The 14,991-nt window shown below is 72.6% G+C and carries 13 protein-coding genes; 4 read left to right on the top strand and 9 right to left on the bottom strand.

Annotated elements, in window-relative coordinates; all coding sequences use genetic code 11:
* Positions 1-42: 42 nt before the first annotated feature.
* The 3 genes from ACIRD8_RS31850 to ACIRD8_RS31840 are packed head-to-tail and all read right to left on the bottom strand — an operon-like array spanning position 43 to position 3,117.
* Complete coding sequence (locus ACIRD8_RS31850; RefSeq protein WP_403999279.1) at positions 43-684, bottom strand: PadR family transcriptional regulator; 642 nt, start codon at positions 682-684, stop codon at positions 43-45.
* A gap of 57 nt (positions 685-741) precedes the next feature.
* Positions 742-2,199, bottom strand: coding sequence for an aldehyde dehydrogenase family protein (locus ACIRD8_RS31845; protein WP_403999276.1), 1,458 nt, complete (start codon positions 2,197-2,199; stop codon positions 742-744).
* A 54-nt stretch (positions 2,200-2,253) separates the two neighbouring features.
* The gene (locus ACIRD8_RS31840) at positions 2,254-3,117 is read right to left on the bottom strand and encodes a helix-turn-helix transcriptional regulator (protein ID WP_356744420.1); all 864 of its coding nucleotides are present in this window, start codon (positions 3,115-3,117) and stop codon (positions 2,254-2,256) included.
* 361 nt (positions 3,118-3,478) lie between these two features.
* On the opposite strand from ACIRD8_RS31840, the gene ACIRD8_RS31835 reads away from it, so the two are divergent.
* Positions 3,479-4,018: an ATP-binding protein gene (locus ACIRD8_RS31835; RefSeq protein WP_403999272.1), complete on the top strand. Its 540-nt coding sequence runs from the start codon at positions 3,479-3,481 to the stop codon at positions 4,016-4,018.
* A gap of 104 nt (positions 4,019-4,122) precedes the next feature.
* Here ACIRD8_RS31835 and ACIRD8_RS31830 read toward each other — a convergent pair whose 3' ends face one another.
* Positions 4,123-4,365, bottom strand: coding sequence for a DUF397 domain-containing protein (locus tag ACIRD8_RS31830; protein WP_327117265.1), 243 nt, complete (start codon positions 4,363-4,365; stop codon positions 4,123-4,125).
* 277 nt (positions 4,366-4,642) lie between these two features.
* Between ACIRD8_RS31830 and ACIRD8_RS31825 the strand changes: the two genes are divergently transcribed.
* Complete coding sequence (locus ACIRD8_RS31825; RefSeq protein ID WP_403999269.1) at positions 4,643-5,128, top strand: hypothetical protein; 486 nt, start codon at positions 4,643-4,645, stop codon at positions 5,126-5,128.
* Between the two features lie 9 nt (positions 5,129-5,137).
* On the opposite strand, the gene ACIRD8_RS31820 is transcribed toward ACIRD8_RS31825, so the two are convergent.
* The 3 genes from ACIRD8_RS31820 to ACIRD8_RS31810 form a co-directional block, all read right to left on the bottom strand.
* The gene (locus ACIRD8_RS31820) at positions 5,138-7,219 is read right to left on the bottom strand and encodes an FUSC family protein (protein WP_403999266.1); all 2,082 of its coding nucleotides are present in this window, start codon (positions 7,217-7,219) and stop codon (positions 5,138-5,140) included.
* 55 nt (positions 7,220-7,274) lie between these two features.
* Positions 7,275-8,462 (bottom strand): DUF2786 domain-containing protein, encoded by a 1,188-nt coding sequence (locus tag ACIRD8_RS31815; protein WP_403999263.1) that lies wholly within the window; start codon positions 8,460-8,462, stop codon positions 7,275-7,277.
* Positions 8,463-8,532: 70 nt separating this feature from the next.
* A complete protein-coding gene (locus tag ACIRD8_RS31810; protein WP_403999260.1) occupies positions 8,533-9,462 on the bottom strand; it encodes an NADP-dependent oxidoreductase in 930 nt (309 codons plus the stop codon).
* A 132-nt stretch (positions 9,463-9,594) separates the two neighbouring features.
* Here ACIRD8_RS31810 and ACIRD8_RS31805 point away from each other — a divergent pair, with 132 nt between their 5' ends.
* Positions 9,595-11,301 carry a bifunctional 3'-5' exonuclease/DNA polymerase gene (locus ACIRD8_RS31805; protein WP_403999257.1) on the top strand — a complete coding sequence of 569 codons (1,707 nt, stop codon included), beginning with the start codon at positions 9,595-9,597 and terminating at the stop codon, positions 11,299-11,301.
* A 145-nt stretch (positions 11,302-11,446) separates the two neighbouring features.
* Here the strand turns inward: ACIRD8_RS31805 and ACIRD8_RS31800 are convergent, their stop codons facing one another.
* Entirely contained in the window at positions 11,447-12,277 is an 831-nt protein-coding gene (locus ACIRD8_RS31800; protein ID WP_403999254.1) for a carbohydrate-binding protein, read from the bottom strand.
* Positions 12,278-12,361: 84 nt separating this feature from the next.
* Positions 12,362-13,729 (bottom strand): alpha-lytic protease prodomain-containing protein, encoded by a 1,368-nt coding sequence (locus ACIRD8_RS31795; protein WP_403999251.1) that lies wholly within the window; start codon positions 13,727-13,729, stop codon positions 12,362-12,364.
* Positions 13,730-13,914: 185 nt separating this feature from the next.
* Between ACIRD8_RS31795 and ACIRD8_RS31790 the strand changes: the two genes are divergently transcribed.
* A complete protein-coding gene (locus tag ACIRD8_RS31790) occupies positions 13,915-14,970 on the top strand; it encodes a DUF2804 domain-containing protein (protein WP_403999248.1) in 1,056 nt (351 codons plus the stop codon).
* Positions 14,971-14,991 lie beyond the last annotated feature (21 nt).

Raw genomic sequence — 14,991 nt, 5'->3', positions numbered from 1 at the left:
GAAGGTGAAGGTAAGCCCGTCGATGCGATTCGTCAAACTTGATTAGCGTGAATCCCCGGGGTCGACGGAGCCGGTGGCGTAGGGATTCTCCTGACCCTCGGCGAGCACCCCGACGAAGGGCTCGCCCTCACCGGCGAAGGTGTACGCACCCGCCTCGATCCGCGCGATCAGGCCACGGGTCCACTCGGCCCCCGCATCGGCGGAGTGCACCCACATGTTCATGATCTCGCCGATGTGCCCGAGCGACTCCGGACCGTCCGCCGGTGTGTAGTGCTCGGTGACCGAGGCCCGCCAGCCCTCGATGGCGGCGACGCGTTCCCGCAGGAGCGCCACCGCCTCGGCCCGCTCCAGGTCCACGACGAAGCCGAGGGCGGCCGAGAGCACGTCCACGCTCTGGTCGTACGACGTGAGCGAGGACCGCAGCAGGGTGAAGTACTCCTCGGTGCCGCGGCCGGTGATCTCGTACTCGGTGCGGGGCGGGCCGCCGGCCGTGGACGGGGCGACCTCATGGGCGAGGAGCAGTCCCTGCTTCGCCATCTGCTTGAGCGCGTGGTAGATCGATCCCGGCTTGGCGTTGGACCACTCGTGGGCGCCCCAGTACTCCAGGTCGTTGCGCACCTGATAGCCGTGCGCACGTCCGTGCTGGCGCACGGCGCCCAGGACCAGGAGACGGATCGCCGACATGCCACTCACCCTTTGTAGTCAACTTTGACCAGGGTAGCCCGCGCCGGAACCCGCGTATCAGAAGGGGAAGACCGTCCGCCCGTGCTGCACCGAGATCCACTTGCGGGTGGTGAACGCCTCCACGGCGGCCTCGCCGTTCAGCCGCCCCATGCCGGAGCTCTTCTCGCCGCCGAACGCGACCGCGGGATCGTCCTGGACCGTCGCACCGTTGACATGGAACATCCCGCCCCTGATGCGCCGGGCGAACCGCACCCCGCGCTCGGCGTCCGCCGTGTGGACGGCGCCGCTCAGCCCGTAGGGGCTGTCGTTGACGATGCGCACGGCGTCGGCCTCACCGTCGAAGGGCACCAGCAGCGCCACCGGCCCGAAGATCTCCTGCTCCAGCAGCGGTGACCCCTCAGGCAGCCCGGTCAGCACGGTCGGCTCGACGAGGTTGCCGCGCGTACGACCGCGCACGAGCGCGGTGGCCCCCGCCTCGACCGCCCCGTCGACCAGGGCGGTGAGAGCCTCGGCCTGGAACGCGCTGACGACCGGCCCTATGCGGGTGTCCGCGTCCCGCGGATCCCCCGAGGTCAGGGCGGAGACCGCGGCGGTGAACCGCTCGGTGAACTCCTTCTCCACGGACCGGTCCACCAGGATCCGGTTGGCGGCCATGCTGACCTGCCCCTGGAACAGGAAGCGGCTGTAGACGGCCGCCCGGACCGCGTGGTCCAGGTCGGCGTCCTCCAGCACCACCAGGGCGCTGTTGCCGCTCAGTTCGAGGATGGTCCTCTTGAAGAGTCCCGCGGCGACGGCGGCGACATGGCGGCCGACCCGGTCCGAACCGGTGAACGAGATGACCTTGGGCACAGGGTGCTCGATGAAGGAGTCACCGATCTCGGCGCTGTCGGTGATCAGGACGTTGAGGAGGCCTGCGGGCAGCCCCGCGTCCTCGAAGATCCTGGCGACCAGACCTCCGCCCGCGATCGGGGCGTTCTGATGGGGCTTCACCACGGCCGCGTTGCCGAGCGCCAGCGCGGGGGCGACGGTCTTCATCGTCACCAGGAAAGGGAAATTGAAGGCGCTGATCACACCGATGACCCCGACGGGCAGCCGGTAGACCCGGTTCTCCTTGCCGTCGGCGACCGAGGGCAGCAACTGGGCCGACAGGCGTATCGTCCGGCCCGCGGCCTCACGGAGGAACTCCTGAGCCGCCCGCACCTCGAATTCGGCCCTCGCCCGGGTGCCGCCGAGCTCATCGATGATCAGCTCGATGATTTCGCCGGAGCGCTCACCGACGAGCCGCACGGCGTTCTCCAGAACGGCCCGCCGCTCATAAGCGCCGACGGCCGCCCATTCCCGCTGTGCGCGTTCGGCGGCCCGGTAGGCCAGGTCGACTTCCGCCGCGGTGGCCACGGTGATGGCACAGAGTTTTTCGCCGTTGTAGGGATTGAAATCAATGATGTCCCACGCACCGTTGCCGGTCAGCCACTCGCCGTCGATGTACTGGTAGGCCAGTTCACTGGGGAAGGACATGCAATCCCTTACTGCAGGCGCAGACTCCTGTCGGTCTGTCATCGTACTGGCGAATCACGTCAGTTGAAGGAGACCCCGGAGAAGATCCCGGCTCTCCTCGGGCCCCGGGCTGTCCTCGTGGAGCCGGACCATGGCCTTTTCGTACTGGGCGACTTCTTCTGCCTTGTCCAGATAGAGCGCACTTGTCAGCTGCTCCAGATAGACGATGTCCGACAGATCGGATTCCGGAAAGCGCAGCATCGTGAATGCCCCGCTCTCACCGGCATGACCGCCGAAACTGAAGGGCATCACCTGGAGGGTGATGTTCGGCTGCTCCGACATGTCGATCAGGTGGCGCAGCTGCGCACGCATCACCTCGCGCCCGCCGTACGGACGGCGCAGCGCCGCCTCGTCCAGCACGGCGTGGAAGCGGGGGGCGCGCTCGGAGACGAGCGCCTTCTGCCGCGCCAGGCGGAGTGCGACCCTGCGGTCGATCTCGGCCGCCGGCGCGCCGGGCATGCCGCGCGCGACGACCGCATGGGCGTACGCCTCGGTCTGCAACAGCCCGTGGACGAACTGGACTTCGTAGATCCGGATGAGCGAGGCCGCTCCCTCCAGACCGATATACGTCTGGAACCAGCCGGGCAGCACATCGCCGTAACTGTGCCACCAGCCCGCCACATTGGCCTCACGGGCCAGGCCGAGGAGCGAGTCCCGCTCCGCCTCGTCCGTGACTCCGTACAGCGTGAGCAGGTCCTCGACGTCCCTGGCCTTGAAGCTCACCCGTCCCAACTCCATGCGGCTGATCTTCGATTCGGAGGCGCGGATGGAGTAGCCGGCCGCCTCACGGGTGATGCCGCGCGACTCGCGCAGGCGCCTGAGCTGTGAACCCAGCAGGATGCGCCGCACCACAGAACCACTCGACTCGCCTGCCGACACCGGCTTCCCCAACCCTCCCCATCGCTTCCCGTGCTTCGGAGTCCCCCCGAACCCCGGAGGCGGATTCTGCCACCAAAACGCTTCAGCCCGTACTCATTCGATTACAGAGATGGCAAGACTTTCCGAAAGCTTCAAAACTGTGAAGCGGAAGAAATCGCTCGAACCATCACGCTACCGGGCAGACCTCGCGCGTGCACGTGCATCTGCCCTTGCATCTGCCCTGCGCATTCGGAACCATGGTCCTCGCGCACCTGCGTGCTCGTTCGTGTTGTGCCGCTGTACCCCGCAGTGCCCGCTAGAAGCAGTGCCGCTACAGCCGCGAATCCCGGGAGTGCCTCGTATGGGGACGAATGGATCGACGATGCTCGAGCCGTTACGGCAGGGGCTTCCGCCCATCGACCCCTCGGCGGTCGCCGGCTCGGCCTCCTGCACGCTGCCGGCCCGGTACGAGGCGGTGGGCGGGGCGCGGAGATTCACCCGTACGACGCTGAGCTCCTGGGATCTCGACGGCCGCTTCGACGATGTCGCCCTGGTCGTGTCCGAGCTGGTCACCAACGCGCTGCGGCACGCCCTCCCGGCCGAAACCGCACGGGAGCGCCAGGACTGCTCCGTACGGCTGCACCTGATGCGCTGGTCCTCGCGCCTGGTGTGCGCGGTGCGCGACCCCAGCCAGAAGGGACCGGTCGCGGGCGAGGCGCCGGATTCGGCCGAGTCCGGCCGGGGCCTGTTCCTCGTGGAGTCGTTCAGTGACGGCTGGGGCTGGCACCCGTCGCCCGTACCGGCCGGTGACACGCCCCCCGAAGGAGGGCTGGGCAAGGTGGTCTGGGCCCTGTTCCGGCTGACGGAGCACTCCGCGCCGGAGCGCCCCGTACCGGTCGACGCGTTCCCCGACAGCCGGTAGGTACGGCGCCCCCGGCGCATACCGGCGTGCGGCCCGGGCGGCGCACGGCCGTGCGGCCTGCCGTGCGCGCGTGGGCGCGCGACCGCCCGTGGCCCTCCGCGCGCTCAGGCGCCCGTGGCCAGGTGGTCGAACTCCCCGTCCTTGACGCCCAGCAGCAGCGCCTCGATCTCGGCCGGTGTATAGACCAGCGCGGGCCCGTCGGGGTGACGCGAGTTCCGCATCGCCACATTTCCGCCGGGCAGTTTCGCGAACTCCACGCACGATCCTTGTGAGTTGCTGTGTCTGCTCTTCTGCCAGACGACCCCGCGAAGCTCTGTGGCCGCCATGCCGTTGTACACGTGGTGCACAGGACGCTCCCCGAGTTGCAAGGTGCAAGTGTCAACTAGCTCGGATCATAGCTGTGTTCATATGCCAATGCATGAGCAGATGCACGTGCACGCCGGGTGCGCACGCGATTACAGTTTTACCCCTGATCCGCCCGCCCGTCTGTTCACCCGTCCCCCACCTCTATGAGGAAGAGACGAACGGCGCGTCAATATGGCTCCCACTTCCCCGAGTTGTTCTGTTCACGCCTGGTAGCTTGGCGCGGTCTTTAGGCAGTGAATCCACAAGGGGGAACTCCATATGGACAGGCTTGCGCGCTCCGGCGCCCTTGCCTCCGCCGGTCTCGTCGCCGCCCTCGCCCTGACCGCCTGCGGCAGCGACGAACCCGCCGCGGACAAGGCCCCGGGCACCGGAACCGCCTCGGCGCGGACCACTCCACCGGTGTCCGGCGGCGCGGACGGCGAATCCGGGGGCGCGGACGCCGCGGCGCTGGAGGGCACCTGGACGGGTACGTCCGACGGCCGGCCCGTCGCCCTGTCCGTCACCTCGGGCAAGGTGGCGCTCTCGGCCGGGCAGCACATCTGCCAGGGCGACGTGAAGGACATGGGCGAGGTGATGCTCGCGCTGAAGTGCCTCGACGGGGACACCGGCCGCACCATGGGGACCATCGAGTCCAACGACGGCGAGGAGCTCGTCATCTCCTGGGGCGCCGGGACCGAGGACACCCTGAAGAAGGCCGACGCCTCCGCGCTCCCTACGGGCCTGCCGGAGATCCCCGCCCCCTGACACGGCCCCTCACGCCCGCCCGCTGCTGATCTCCAGCGCCCGTGAGAAGTCCTCCAGGGCGCGGAGCAGCAGGGTGGCCCCGTTGCGTACGAAGGAGTCGGGCGGCGGCCCCGCGGTCGCGGCCCCGCGTGCCAGCGCCTTCCTGACCGGCTCCCAGTCCGGGATCCGGCGCTCGCGTACCGCCTTCGCCCCCTCCTCGGTGGCCCGGCGCAGCGCGTCGGCCAGCCCGACGGCCTCGGGTACGGGCGTGGCGGAGGCCGCGGGCAGATGGGCCTCCATGAGCATCGCGACCCGGCCGAACTGGGCGAGCGCGTCCTCGGCGTCCGCGGCGGAGGTCCGGGAGATGCCCCGGTGGCGTACGGGCTCGTGCCGGGCCGTCTCCAGGGCCTCCTGCCAGACGACGCGGGCCTCCCGGGTGGTGAGCAGCGCGGTGCGCACGTCGTCCAGGCTCCTGGAGGCGGGATCGGCGTACCGGTCGAGGACCGTGGCGGCGTAGCGCCCGTCCGTGACCAGCCAGGCGGCCAGCCGGTCGCGCAGCCGCGGGGTCTCCCAGGCCGGGTAGACGGCGTACGCCACCATCGCGAGCAGCCCGCCCATGAGGGTCAGCACGACTCGCTCGGGCACGGTCTGCGACCAGTCGTCGCCCGCCATCCCGAGCAGGAAGACGACATAGGCGGAGACGCAGACCTGGCTGACCGCGTATCCGGTGCGCATCAGCAGGTACATCAGCGCGGCGCTGATGACGGCGAGCACGGCGGAGAGCTCCGCGTTCGGGTGCGCGGCCTGCACGATGCCGGTGGCGACGGCGACACCGAGCACGGTGCCCAGGAAGCGGGCCACGGACCGCGAGTACGTCTGGGTGAACTCGGGGCGCATCACCATCACTGCGGTCATGGGCGCCCAGTAGCCGTGGCCGAGCGGCAGCGCCGCCCCCATGAGATAGCCCGCGGCGGCCACCACGGAGACCCGTTCCGCGTGCCGCAGGATCGTCGATCCACGGCGCATCTCCCGGCGCATGGAGCGGTAGATGACGGGGACCAGGCGCAGCAGGGTGGGCCGGCGGCGGTGCGGGACGAGCGGCTCGCCGGGCGTCCGGTCGTCCGTGCCGGTCCCCTCGGCGATCTCGATGACATCAGCGAGCAGCGAGGTGAGCCGGTCGGCGGCCCGGCGGGGCGGGCCGGTGAGGATCACCTCGGTGTCGGGGGACTTCAGCACGGAGAGCGCCGTCTCGTCCAGCTGCACCGGGTCGCCCTGGCGCACCGCCCGGGCCGCGGAGTCGAGCAGCGATCCGGCGGCGCCGAGGATCTCCCACGTCCAGTAGCGTTCGGGGCCCTCGGCCGGGACCCCCAGGGCGGGATCCGCCAGCGAGGCGAGGACCGGCCGCAGCCGTTCGGCGACCCCGCGCGCGCCGTGCAGGTCGGCGGGGCGGCGCCGGGCCTGGCGGGGGGTGACGGCGGCGGCGTTGCGCGCGGTCATCAGCGGTACGGGGTCGAAGGGCGCCACCGGGTCGTCGCGGAGCCTGCGGGCGTAGTCGGCCATTCCGGCCAGGGCGTCGGCGAGCGCGTCGCGCTGGGCGCCCCATCTCCGGACCGGGAAGAGCACGATCAGCGCCGCCTGGACGAGCCCCCCGAACGCCATCATCGCGGCGTGGGCGGCGGCGTCGGCGACGGAGGTGGGCAGGGTGATCGTGACCAGCATGATCGCGACGTTGGAGCCCGCGATGATGCCGCCCGTCGGGCCCGTCGCCCAGGCCATCCCGGCCGCGAACGTCCAGAGGATCAGCAGGGCCAGGAACAGCAGGGTGTGGGAGACGGTGACGTAGCCGACGAACGTCGACACGGCGAGACTGGCCCCGGAGACCAGCGCGAGCACGGGCCGGGGGCGCCAGCTGCGCTGGAAGGTGGCGATTGCCGCCTGGTAAGCGCCGAACGCGGAGCCCGCGGCGATCACCGGGCCGAAGAGCACCAGGCTCGTCCCGACGACGAGCGCGAGACCCGCCGCGCCGCGCAGCGCGATGAGCGGTTCGAGACGCCGTCGCTCGATCGACAGCCCCGAGCGGGCCGTCTCCTTCAGCGCCCGGAGCCAGCTCATGGAGGTGAGCCTAGCCGGATTCAGGGACAACTCCGGCTTATGCCGCTCACCCGACCTAACGGCGGATTTCCGGCCCTCTTCGGCCCACCCTGGCCCGGTCGGCCGCGGCCGTGCCGTGGGTCCAGCCCTCGGCGTCCGTCGCCCCGCGCAGCCGGGTCGTGGTCGTCCTCGGGAACATCTGTTCCGCGGTGTCGGTGACGGCAACGTCCCGGGCGGCCAGGACCGGCAGCAGGACCCCGGTGTCACCGCCGCCGCCCTCGGCACCGGCCTCCGCGCCGGCCGCGGCGGTGACCCGCTCGGTGTCCGCGGCGAGACGGCTGCCCAGGCGCTGGGCGTACGCCATGAGGAACGACTGCCGGAAGGTCTTGGTCCGCTTGCGCCCGCCGGCCCGCTGTCCGGCCTCCGCCTTCGTCATCGCGGCGGTGCCCTGCACCAGCAGGGAGGTGAAGAGCAGCTCCACGGCCTCCAGGTCCGGCTCGAAGCCCACGACCGTGGTGAAGCCGAGATCGCTGTTCCACACAGCACGGCAGCGGTTCGCGGAGGCGACGGAGTCGAGCAGGACGGCTTTCGCGCTCTCGTACGGGGCGTCGACCCCGATCCGTACGGCCCCCGGGGTGTCGGCGCTGTGCGTACGGGCGGCGAGGAGCGCCTCGTCGATGCTGTGCCGGGCCATCAGCTCCTGCGCCTTGGTGGTGAGCGCCTCGGCCTCCTCCGGGAAACCGGTCGCCTCCGCCTTGGCCAGCAGCGCGCGGATCCTGGTGAGCATCCGGGGCTCGCCGTGGACCGGCGGCCCGTGCGGAGCCTCGGCCGCCGTGCCGGGCACCGGACCGACCGGCTCGATGACGGGGAGCCGCAGCAGCAGTCGGTACAGCTCCAGGAGCGCGGAGGCGTACGTGAAGCGGTCGGGGCGGTTGCGCGGTGCCGGGGCGGGCAGGGCGGCGAGCTGGTCGGCCCAGCGCGGGGGCAGCCGGCCGTATCCCGCCGTCTCCCCCGTGATCAGGGCGGAGACGAGCGCGGAGGGGAGCGCGGCGCCGGTCTCGTCCAGCTCGCGCCGGACGGTCCGTACGACGTCGGCGGGCTGCCAGCCGCGCGCCCAGGCCCGCCGGACGAACTCCTGGCCCCGGCGGTGCAGCTCCTCGTCGGCGGAGGGGTCAGCGGCGAGGAGGGAGGCGCCGGTGTCCAGGCCCGCGTCGCCGTCCGAGTACAGGGCCGCGGCACACGCCCGGTCGGTCACCGATTCCATCCGTCCAGCGTAGGCGGCGGCCGGGCGCTCGGTGCTCCCCGCGCGCTGCCCGGTGCTCCGGGGGCATCGCTCAGTGCTCCCCGGGGAGCAGGACGAGCTTGCCGCGCACGTGTCCGGCCTCGCTCAGCTCCTGGGCCCGCGCCGCCTCACCGAGTGCGAATGTCTGTTCGACGGGAATCCGCAGGCCGCCGACCGCCGCCGCCTCCGCGTACTCCGCGAGCCGCCTGCCCTCGGCCGTGCCGCCCCCACCGCCCGCCGAGAAGGCCACCCCGTGGCGCGCCGCGTCCGGGTCGGCGATGGTGACGATCCGCTCGGCCGTGCCGCCGCGCAGCTCCACCGAGTCCGCCAGCGCGCCCTTGCCCGCCACGTCGAACACCGCGTCCACCCCCTGCGGCGCGGCCTCCCGCACCCGGTCCACCAGGCCTTCCCCGTACGCCACCGGGACGGCGCCGAGCACCCGCAGATAGTCGTGGTTGGCCGGTGAGGCGGTCCCGATGACGGTGGCGCCCCGGGCGGCGGCCAGCTGGACGGCGGCGGAGCCGACCGCGCCGGACGCCCCGTGCACCAGCAGCGTCTCGCCCGCGGAGACCGCCAGCTCGTCGAGCACCCGGGCGGCGGTCGCGGTCGCCATGGGCAGCGCGGCCGCCTCCGCCCAGCCGAGGCCCTCCGGCTTCGGCGCGACGGCTCCCACGTCGGCGAGGACGTACTCCGCGTACGCACCGGTCGTGCTCCGACCGAGGACCTCGTCGCCGGCCGCGAACTCCGTGACGCCCTCGCCGGTCTCGTCGACGACTCCGGCGAACTCGCTGCCGGGTGTGGCGGGCAGCGGGGTGGGGAACGCCGCCTCCATCCACCCGTTGCGGATCTTGTGGTCGACCGGGTTGACCCCGGCCGCCCTGACCTCCACCCGGATCTGCCCGGGGCCGGCGTGGACGTCCTCGACCCGGGCCAGGCGCAGGACCTCGGGGCCGCCGAACTCCTCGTACACGATCGCTTCCATCACCGTCTCCTCCGCCGCCTGCCGTGTCCCGGTGCGCGCGGCGCGCACCGCACCTCCGATCCTCGCGGCAGTCGGGCACGGCCGCCCGGCGAGCCGGGGCTCGCTGTCAGTGCCGGGTGCAAGACTCGGCCCATGACCGAACGTTGGGCTCTGGCCACCGCCGAGGGAGGCGGCGCACTCCTCGTGCCGCTGACGCGCGACGGCCTGCCCGCCGGTCCCGTGGTGACCGAGCCCGACCTCGCCGAGTCCGTCCGCTCCCGCCCCGAGGTGGCCCGCTGGGTCTGGCGCTCGACCGCCGGGATCTACCCCCGGCTGCTCTCGGCGGGCGTGCGGGTCGACCGGTGCTACGACATCGAGTGCGCCGAGCTGCTGCTGCTCGGCCACGAGGGCCGGCTCGGCGAGCCCCGCTCGGCCGCGGCGGCCTGGGCCCGGCTGCGCAACGCCCCGGTGCCGCCCGACCCGCCGCCCCGCTCGGCGGAGCCCGGCTCCCAGTCCTCCCTCTTCGAAGCCCACTCCGGCACCGACCTGCCGTTCGAGGCGCTGCTCCAGGTCTACGCCGAGCAGCTGCGCCGCCATGACGCGGCGGAGCACCCCGGCAGGATGCGGCTACTCACGGCCGCCGAGTCCGCGGGCATGCTGGTCGCCGCCGAGATGAACAGATCCGGCCTCCCCTGGCGCGCCGATGTGCACCGCGAGGTGCTGGACGACCTGCTCGGCGAGCGGTACGCGGGCGGCGGCGAGCCCCGCAGACTGGCCGAGGCCGCGGACGAGGTGTCGGCGGCCTTCGGCAGACGGGTGCGGCCCGACCTGCCGGCCGACGTGGTGAAGGCGTTCGCGCAGGCCGGAATCAAGGTGAAGTCGACCCGGCGATGGGAGCTGGAGGGGCTCGGCCACCCGGCGGTCGAGCCCCTCATCCGCTACAAGAAGCTGTACCGCGTCTGGACGGCCCATGGCTGGAGCTGGCTCCAGGACTGGGTGCGCGAGGGCCGCTTCCGCCCCGAGTACCAGCCGGGAGGCACGGTCAGCGGGCGCTGGACGACCAACGGCGGCGGGGCGCTGCAGATCCCCAAGGTGATACGCCAGGCGGTCGTCGCCGACGAGGGCTGGCGGCTGGTCGTGGCGGACGCCGACCAGATGGAGCCGCGCGTGCTGGCCGCGATCTCCCGCGACCGGGGACTGATGGAGGTCGCCGGACACGAGGGCGACCTCTACAAGGCCCTCTCCGACCGGGCGTTCCACGGCGACCGCGACCACGCCAAGATCGCGCTGCTGGGCGCGATCTACGGACAGACCTCGGGCGACGGCCTGAAGAACCTGGCGGCCCTGCGCCGCCGCTTCCCGCACGCCGTGGCCTACGTCGACGACGCGGCGAAGGCCGGCGAGGAGGGCCGCCTCGTCCGCACCTGGCTGGGCCGCACGAGCCCGCCCGCCGCCGGGGCGGGCGAGGACGAGGAGGCGGGCATCCCGCAGGAGAGCGAGGAGCCGCCGGCCGGGGAGAGCACCGGCACGTACGGCTTCACCCCGGGCTACGCCTCGTCGAACGCCCGGGCGCGGGGCCGCTTCACCCGCAACTTCGTGGTCCAGGGCAGCGCGGCCGACTGGGCGCTGCTGCTCCTGGCGGCGCTGCGGCAGGCGCTCGCCTCCGGGGGGATGCGCGCGGAGCTGGTGTTCTTCCAGCACGACGAGGTGATCGTGCACTGCCCCGCCGGGGAGGCGCCCGCGGTGGTGGAGGCGATCCGCGAGGCCGGGGACCTCGCGGGACGGATCGCGTTCGGGGAGACGCCGGTGCGGTTCCCGTTCAGCACGGCGGTCGTGGAGCGCTATTCGGACGCGAAGTAGCGGCATCGGCCGCTGCGAGAAGCCCGTTGAGAAGGCCCGCTGCGAGGGGCCCGTTGAGAGGTCCCGCTGCGAGGGGCCGCCCCGGGAACGACGGCCGGAAGCCCGGACCGGGGACGGAGTCCCGGCCCGGGCCGCCGCCGCATATCTACCCGCGCTCCCACAGCGCGGGGACCAGCGGCGGTTCCCACCCGGCGATGGCGGAGTGTGCCTGAAGACAGCGGAAGGAGACGCCGTCGTAGGTCACCCGGTCACCGGCCCGGTAGGAGGTCCCCGCCGCCCAGGTGCCGCCCGGCGGATCGGTCGGCGGATCGGTCGGGTCCGGCTGCTGGGCGACATCGAGCACGAAGTCGAAGGTGCCCTGCCGTCCGGACCCCGCGCTGCGCACGTTCATCAGCAGCGCCGGATCGTAGAGGGCGTCGGTGGCGTTTCGCGGCTCACCCGGGAAGTAGAGCTGGGTGGTGAGCACGGGGCGCCCCGGCGCCTGGGCCTTCACATGGATGTGCCGGGTGCGCCCGGGATACAGGCCCGCGACCACCGTGGTGAGCGTGAAGGCCCCGTTCGCGTCGGTGAACTGGTGTCCGCGGAAGGCGAACCCGCTCATGTCGTACGCCCCGCCGGCGTCCGCCTGCCAGAAGTCGAGGAGCACTCCCGACAGGGGCTTGCAGGCCCTGCCGAACACATAACCGCTGACGGTGAGCGGGGTGCCGGGGGTGCCGGACGTCACCAGGCCGGTCCGGAGCGGGGAGTTGGGCTTGAAGTAGGGCCCCTCCATCTGTGCGGGGGTCGGATCGTCCCCGTCGTCGCAGGCGGGCGTGAGCGCCAGGGGCGCGCCGCCGGCCCCGGTGTCGCGGGCCAGGGCGATGCCCCCGCCCGCGATCAGGGGGACGGCGCTCGCCGCGACGGCGGCCCGCAGGAGGTTCTTGCGGCTGATCGGGCGGCCGGGAGGTCCGGCCTCGGAGGATGAACTCTCGGTCATGGCTGCTTCCTCGGTGTACGGGGGGTTTCCTCGGACGCGGGTTTCTTGTGGGCCTCAGCCACGTGCTCGTGCGCGGAGCGGCCGTCAGACCCGCTGCCAGAGCGCGGGCACGTTCGGCGGCTGCCAGCCCGGCTGGGCCTGGTGCCCCTGGAGGCAGCGGTAGCTCGCCCCGCCGTACGTCACCACCGCGCCGGCGGCGTACGTCGTCCCCGCGGCCCAGGTCCCGCCCGGCTCGGTCGGCGGGTCCGTCGGGTCGGTGGGCGGGTCGGTCGGCGTACCGCTGGTGACGAGGGTCAGTCCGTAGGCGGCCAGCGCGGGGTTGACCGGCTGGTAGTACGTCGTACCGCCCTGGGAGCAGTTCCCGGAGCCGCCGGAGGTGACGCCCTGCGCCTGGCTGCCCGAGATGAACGACCCTCCGGAGTCACCGGGTTCGGCGCAGACGCTGGTGCGGGTCACCCCGGAGATGGTGCCCTCCGGGTAGGTGACGCTGCTGTTGTGCTGCTGGATCGTGCCGCAGTGCCAGCCCGTCGTGGAACCGGAGCGGCAGACCGAGGAGCCCACCACCGCCTGGGTGGACCCGGTGACGGTCACATCGCCGTTCCCGTATCCGTTGACCAGGGCGCGGGGCGTCCAGTTGGCGTTGGCCGCGACCCAGGCGTAGTCACGGCCGGGGAAGGTGGAGCCCTGGAAGGAGCCCTGCGCCTGCTGGTTGGCCCCGGTGGTGGTGGTGCCCGGCGTCCCGCAGTGCCCGGCGGTGACGAAGCCGCTCTGGGTGCCGCGCTTCACGGGGAAGCCGATGGAACACCGGCCCGTACCGTTCATGTAGTACGCGTCGCCGCCGCGCAGATCCGCGTAGGCGCGGGGCTGTTCGGCGGAGCGGTCGACCCGCACCAGGTCGCGGGAGACCCCCGCCTCGGTGAGGAAGCCGTCCGCCGCCGCCGTACGGGCGGCGTTGACCACCAGCCGGTTGGTGCGGACGTCGACGTACCAGGAGGGCACGTCCTTCGGTGCCTTGCGCAGCGCCACCGCGTCCAGCGCCGCCTTGGCCGCTTCGAGGCGGTCCAGACTGTGGCGGACGACCTCGGCGCGGGCTCCCGCGGCCTCGATCCGGGCGACGTCGGCCCTGTCGGTGGTGGCGACGGTGAGCACGGCAGGACCGTCGCTCAGCCGGGCCCCGGCGAAGTCCGCGCCGAGGGACCTCTCCAGCGCCGCCGCGACGGCCGTCGCGCGGTACTCGTCCGCTATTCGGGTCCTGGCCTCGTCGGCGTCGAGGCCGAGGTCGCGGCTCATGGCGTCGATCAGTCCCGGCGAGAGCCGGTCGGCGGCGGGCACGGAGCCGCCCGCCTGGTCGGCCGAGGCGACACCGGTCAGACCGGCGAGGGCGAGCGCGCCCACCGCCACGGCGGCGGTTCCCGCGGCGAAGGCGCGTCTGCGGAGCACGGTTGTCTCCACGTCACTCTCCTTGGATTCGGGGGGGGCGTCGGGCTCCGGGGGAGCGGAGCCCGGGGGCGAACTGCCGAAAACGTAGCCGCGCGCGGGCCCGCCGCAGGAGATCCCGTCCGCCCCCTGTCGCCGCGTTATGGGGCACGCCCCGAGCCGTGCCCGAGCGGGGCACCGTGCCGCTATAGGCTCCGGTCATGGCGACGCACGAGCACGAGATCACCGAGCCCGTCGACCTCTGCCTGCCCGACGGGGGCCTGGATCCGGCGGCGGTCGGCTGGTCCAGGAAGCCACTGCACCGGGCCAATCTGCGGGGCTGGGGCCGGACGAAGCGGTGGGAGTACTGGTGCGTGACCACGCCCACCCATCTGGTGGCCCTCACCGTGAGCGACCTCGACTTCCTGGCCCTGAACGCGGTCTACGTGCTGGAATTCGGGCCCGGCGGGCGCGAGTTCGAGTGCTCCGCGATCGTCCCCGCCGGCCGGGGCGTCCACCTGCCCGACACCATCGCCGGGGCGCCGGGCTCCGAGGACGTGGTCGTCGGCCCCGCCCGCCCGACCGGGGGCAAGGTGCGCATCGAGATCCGCGACGAGAACGCCGGCACGAGGCTCCGGGCCCGCTGCCTGACCCCGGAGCGCCTGCCCCTGGAGGTCGACATCCTGGTGCAGCGGCCCGAAGGCCACGAGTCGCTCTCGGTGGTCGTCCCGTGGAGCGAGCAGCGCTTCCAGTACACCTCGAAGCACACCGCGCTCCCCGCCACCGGCCGGGTGCGCATCGGGCGGGAGATCCTCACCTTCGGCAAGGAGCCCGACGAGACCTGGGCCGTCCTGGACCACGGCCGCGGGCGCTGGCCGCGTACGGTCGACTGGAACTGGGGCGCAGCCTCCGGGCGTACGGACGGGCACACGGTCGGCCTCCAGTTCGGCGGACGCTGGACGGAGGGCACCGGCTCCACCGAGAACGGCCTCTGTGTGGACGGCCGGATCACCAAGATCGGCGAGGAGCTGGACTGGCAGTGGTCCGTCTCCGACCCGCTGTCCCCCTGGACCCTCCGTACGCCCTCGACCGACCAGGTGGACCTGACCTTCACCCCGTTCCACAACCGGTCCGTCCACACGGACGTCGGCCTGATCGCCAACCGCACCGACCAGTGCTTCGGGCACTACGACGGCCGGATCCGCACCGACGACGGCGAGGAGATCGCCGTGGAACACCTGCTGGGCTGGGCCGAGGACGTCCACATGCGCTGGTGACTCCCCCGGGTGGGGCGGCGC

The sequence above is a fragment of the Streptomyces sp. NPDC102451 genome (genome assembly GCF_044765485.1).
GTDB lineage: Bacteria > Actinomycetota > Actinomycetes > Streptomycetales > Streptomycetaceae > Streptomyces.
This window is presented reverse-complemented; position numbering and strand designations above follow the sequence as displayed.

Coding starts and splice junctions, on each gene's coding strand:
- ACIRD8_RS31805 (WP_403999257.1), top strand. CDS start 9,595: ATGACCGAACGTTGGGCTCTGGCCACCGCCGAGGGAGGCGGCGCACTC.
- ACIRD8_RS31835 (WP_403999272.1), top strand. CDS start 3,479: ATGCTCGAGCCGTTACGGCAGGGGCTTCCGCCCATCGACCCCTCGGCG.
- ACIRD8_RS31790 (WP_403999248.1), top strand. CDS start 13,915: ATGGCGACGCACGAGCACGAGATCACCGAGCCCGTCGACCTCTGCCTG.
- ACIRD8_RS31825 (WP_403999269.1), top strand. CDS start 4,643: ATGGACAGGCTTGCGCGCTCCGGCGCCCTTGCCTCCGCCGGTCTCGTC.
- ACIRD8_RS31820 (WP_403999266.1), bottom strand. CDS start 7,219: ATGAGCTGGCTCCGGGCGCTGAAGGAGACGGCCCGCTCGGGGCTGTCG.
- ACIRD8_RS31800 (WP_403999254.1), bottom strand. CDS start 12,277: ATGACCGAGAGTTCATCCTCCGAGGCCGGACCTCCCGGCCGCCCGATC.
- ACIRD8_RS31845 (WP_403999276.1), bottom strand. CDS start 2,199: ATGTCCTTCCCCAGTGAACTGGCCTACCAGTACATCGACGGCGAGTGG.
- ACIRD8_RS31815 (WP_403999263.1), bottom strand. CDS start 8,462: ATGGAATCGGTGACCGACCGGGCGTGTGCCGCGGCCCTGTACTCGGAC.
- ACIRD8_RS31810 (WP_403999260.1), bottom strand. CDS start 9,462: ATGGAAGCGATCGTGTACGAGGAGTTCGGCGGCCCCGAGGTCCTGCGC.
- ACIRD8_RS31850 (WP_403999279.1), bottom strand. CDS start 684: ATGTCGGCGATCCGTCTCCTGGTCCTGGGCGCCGTGCGCCAGCACGGA.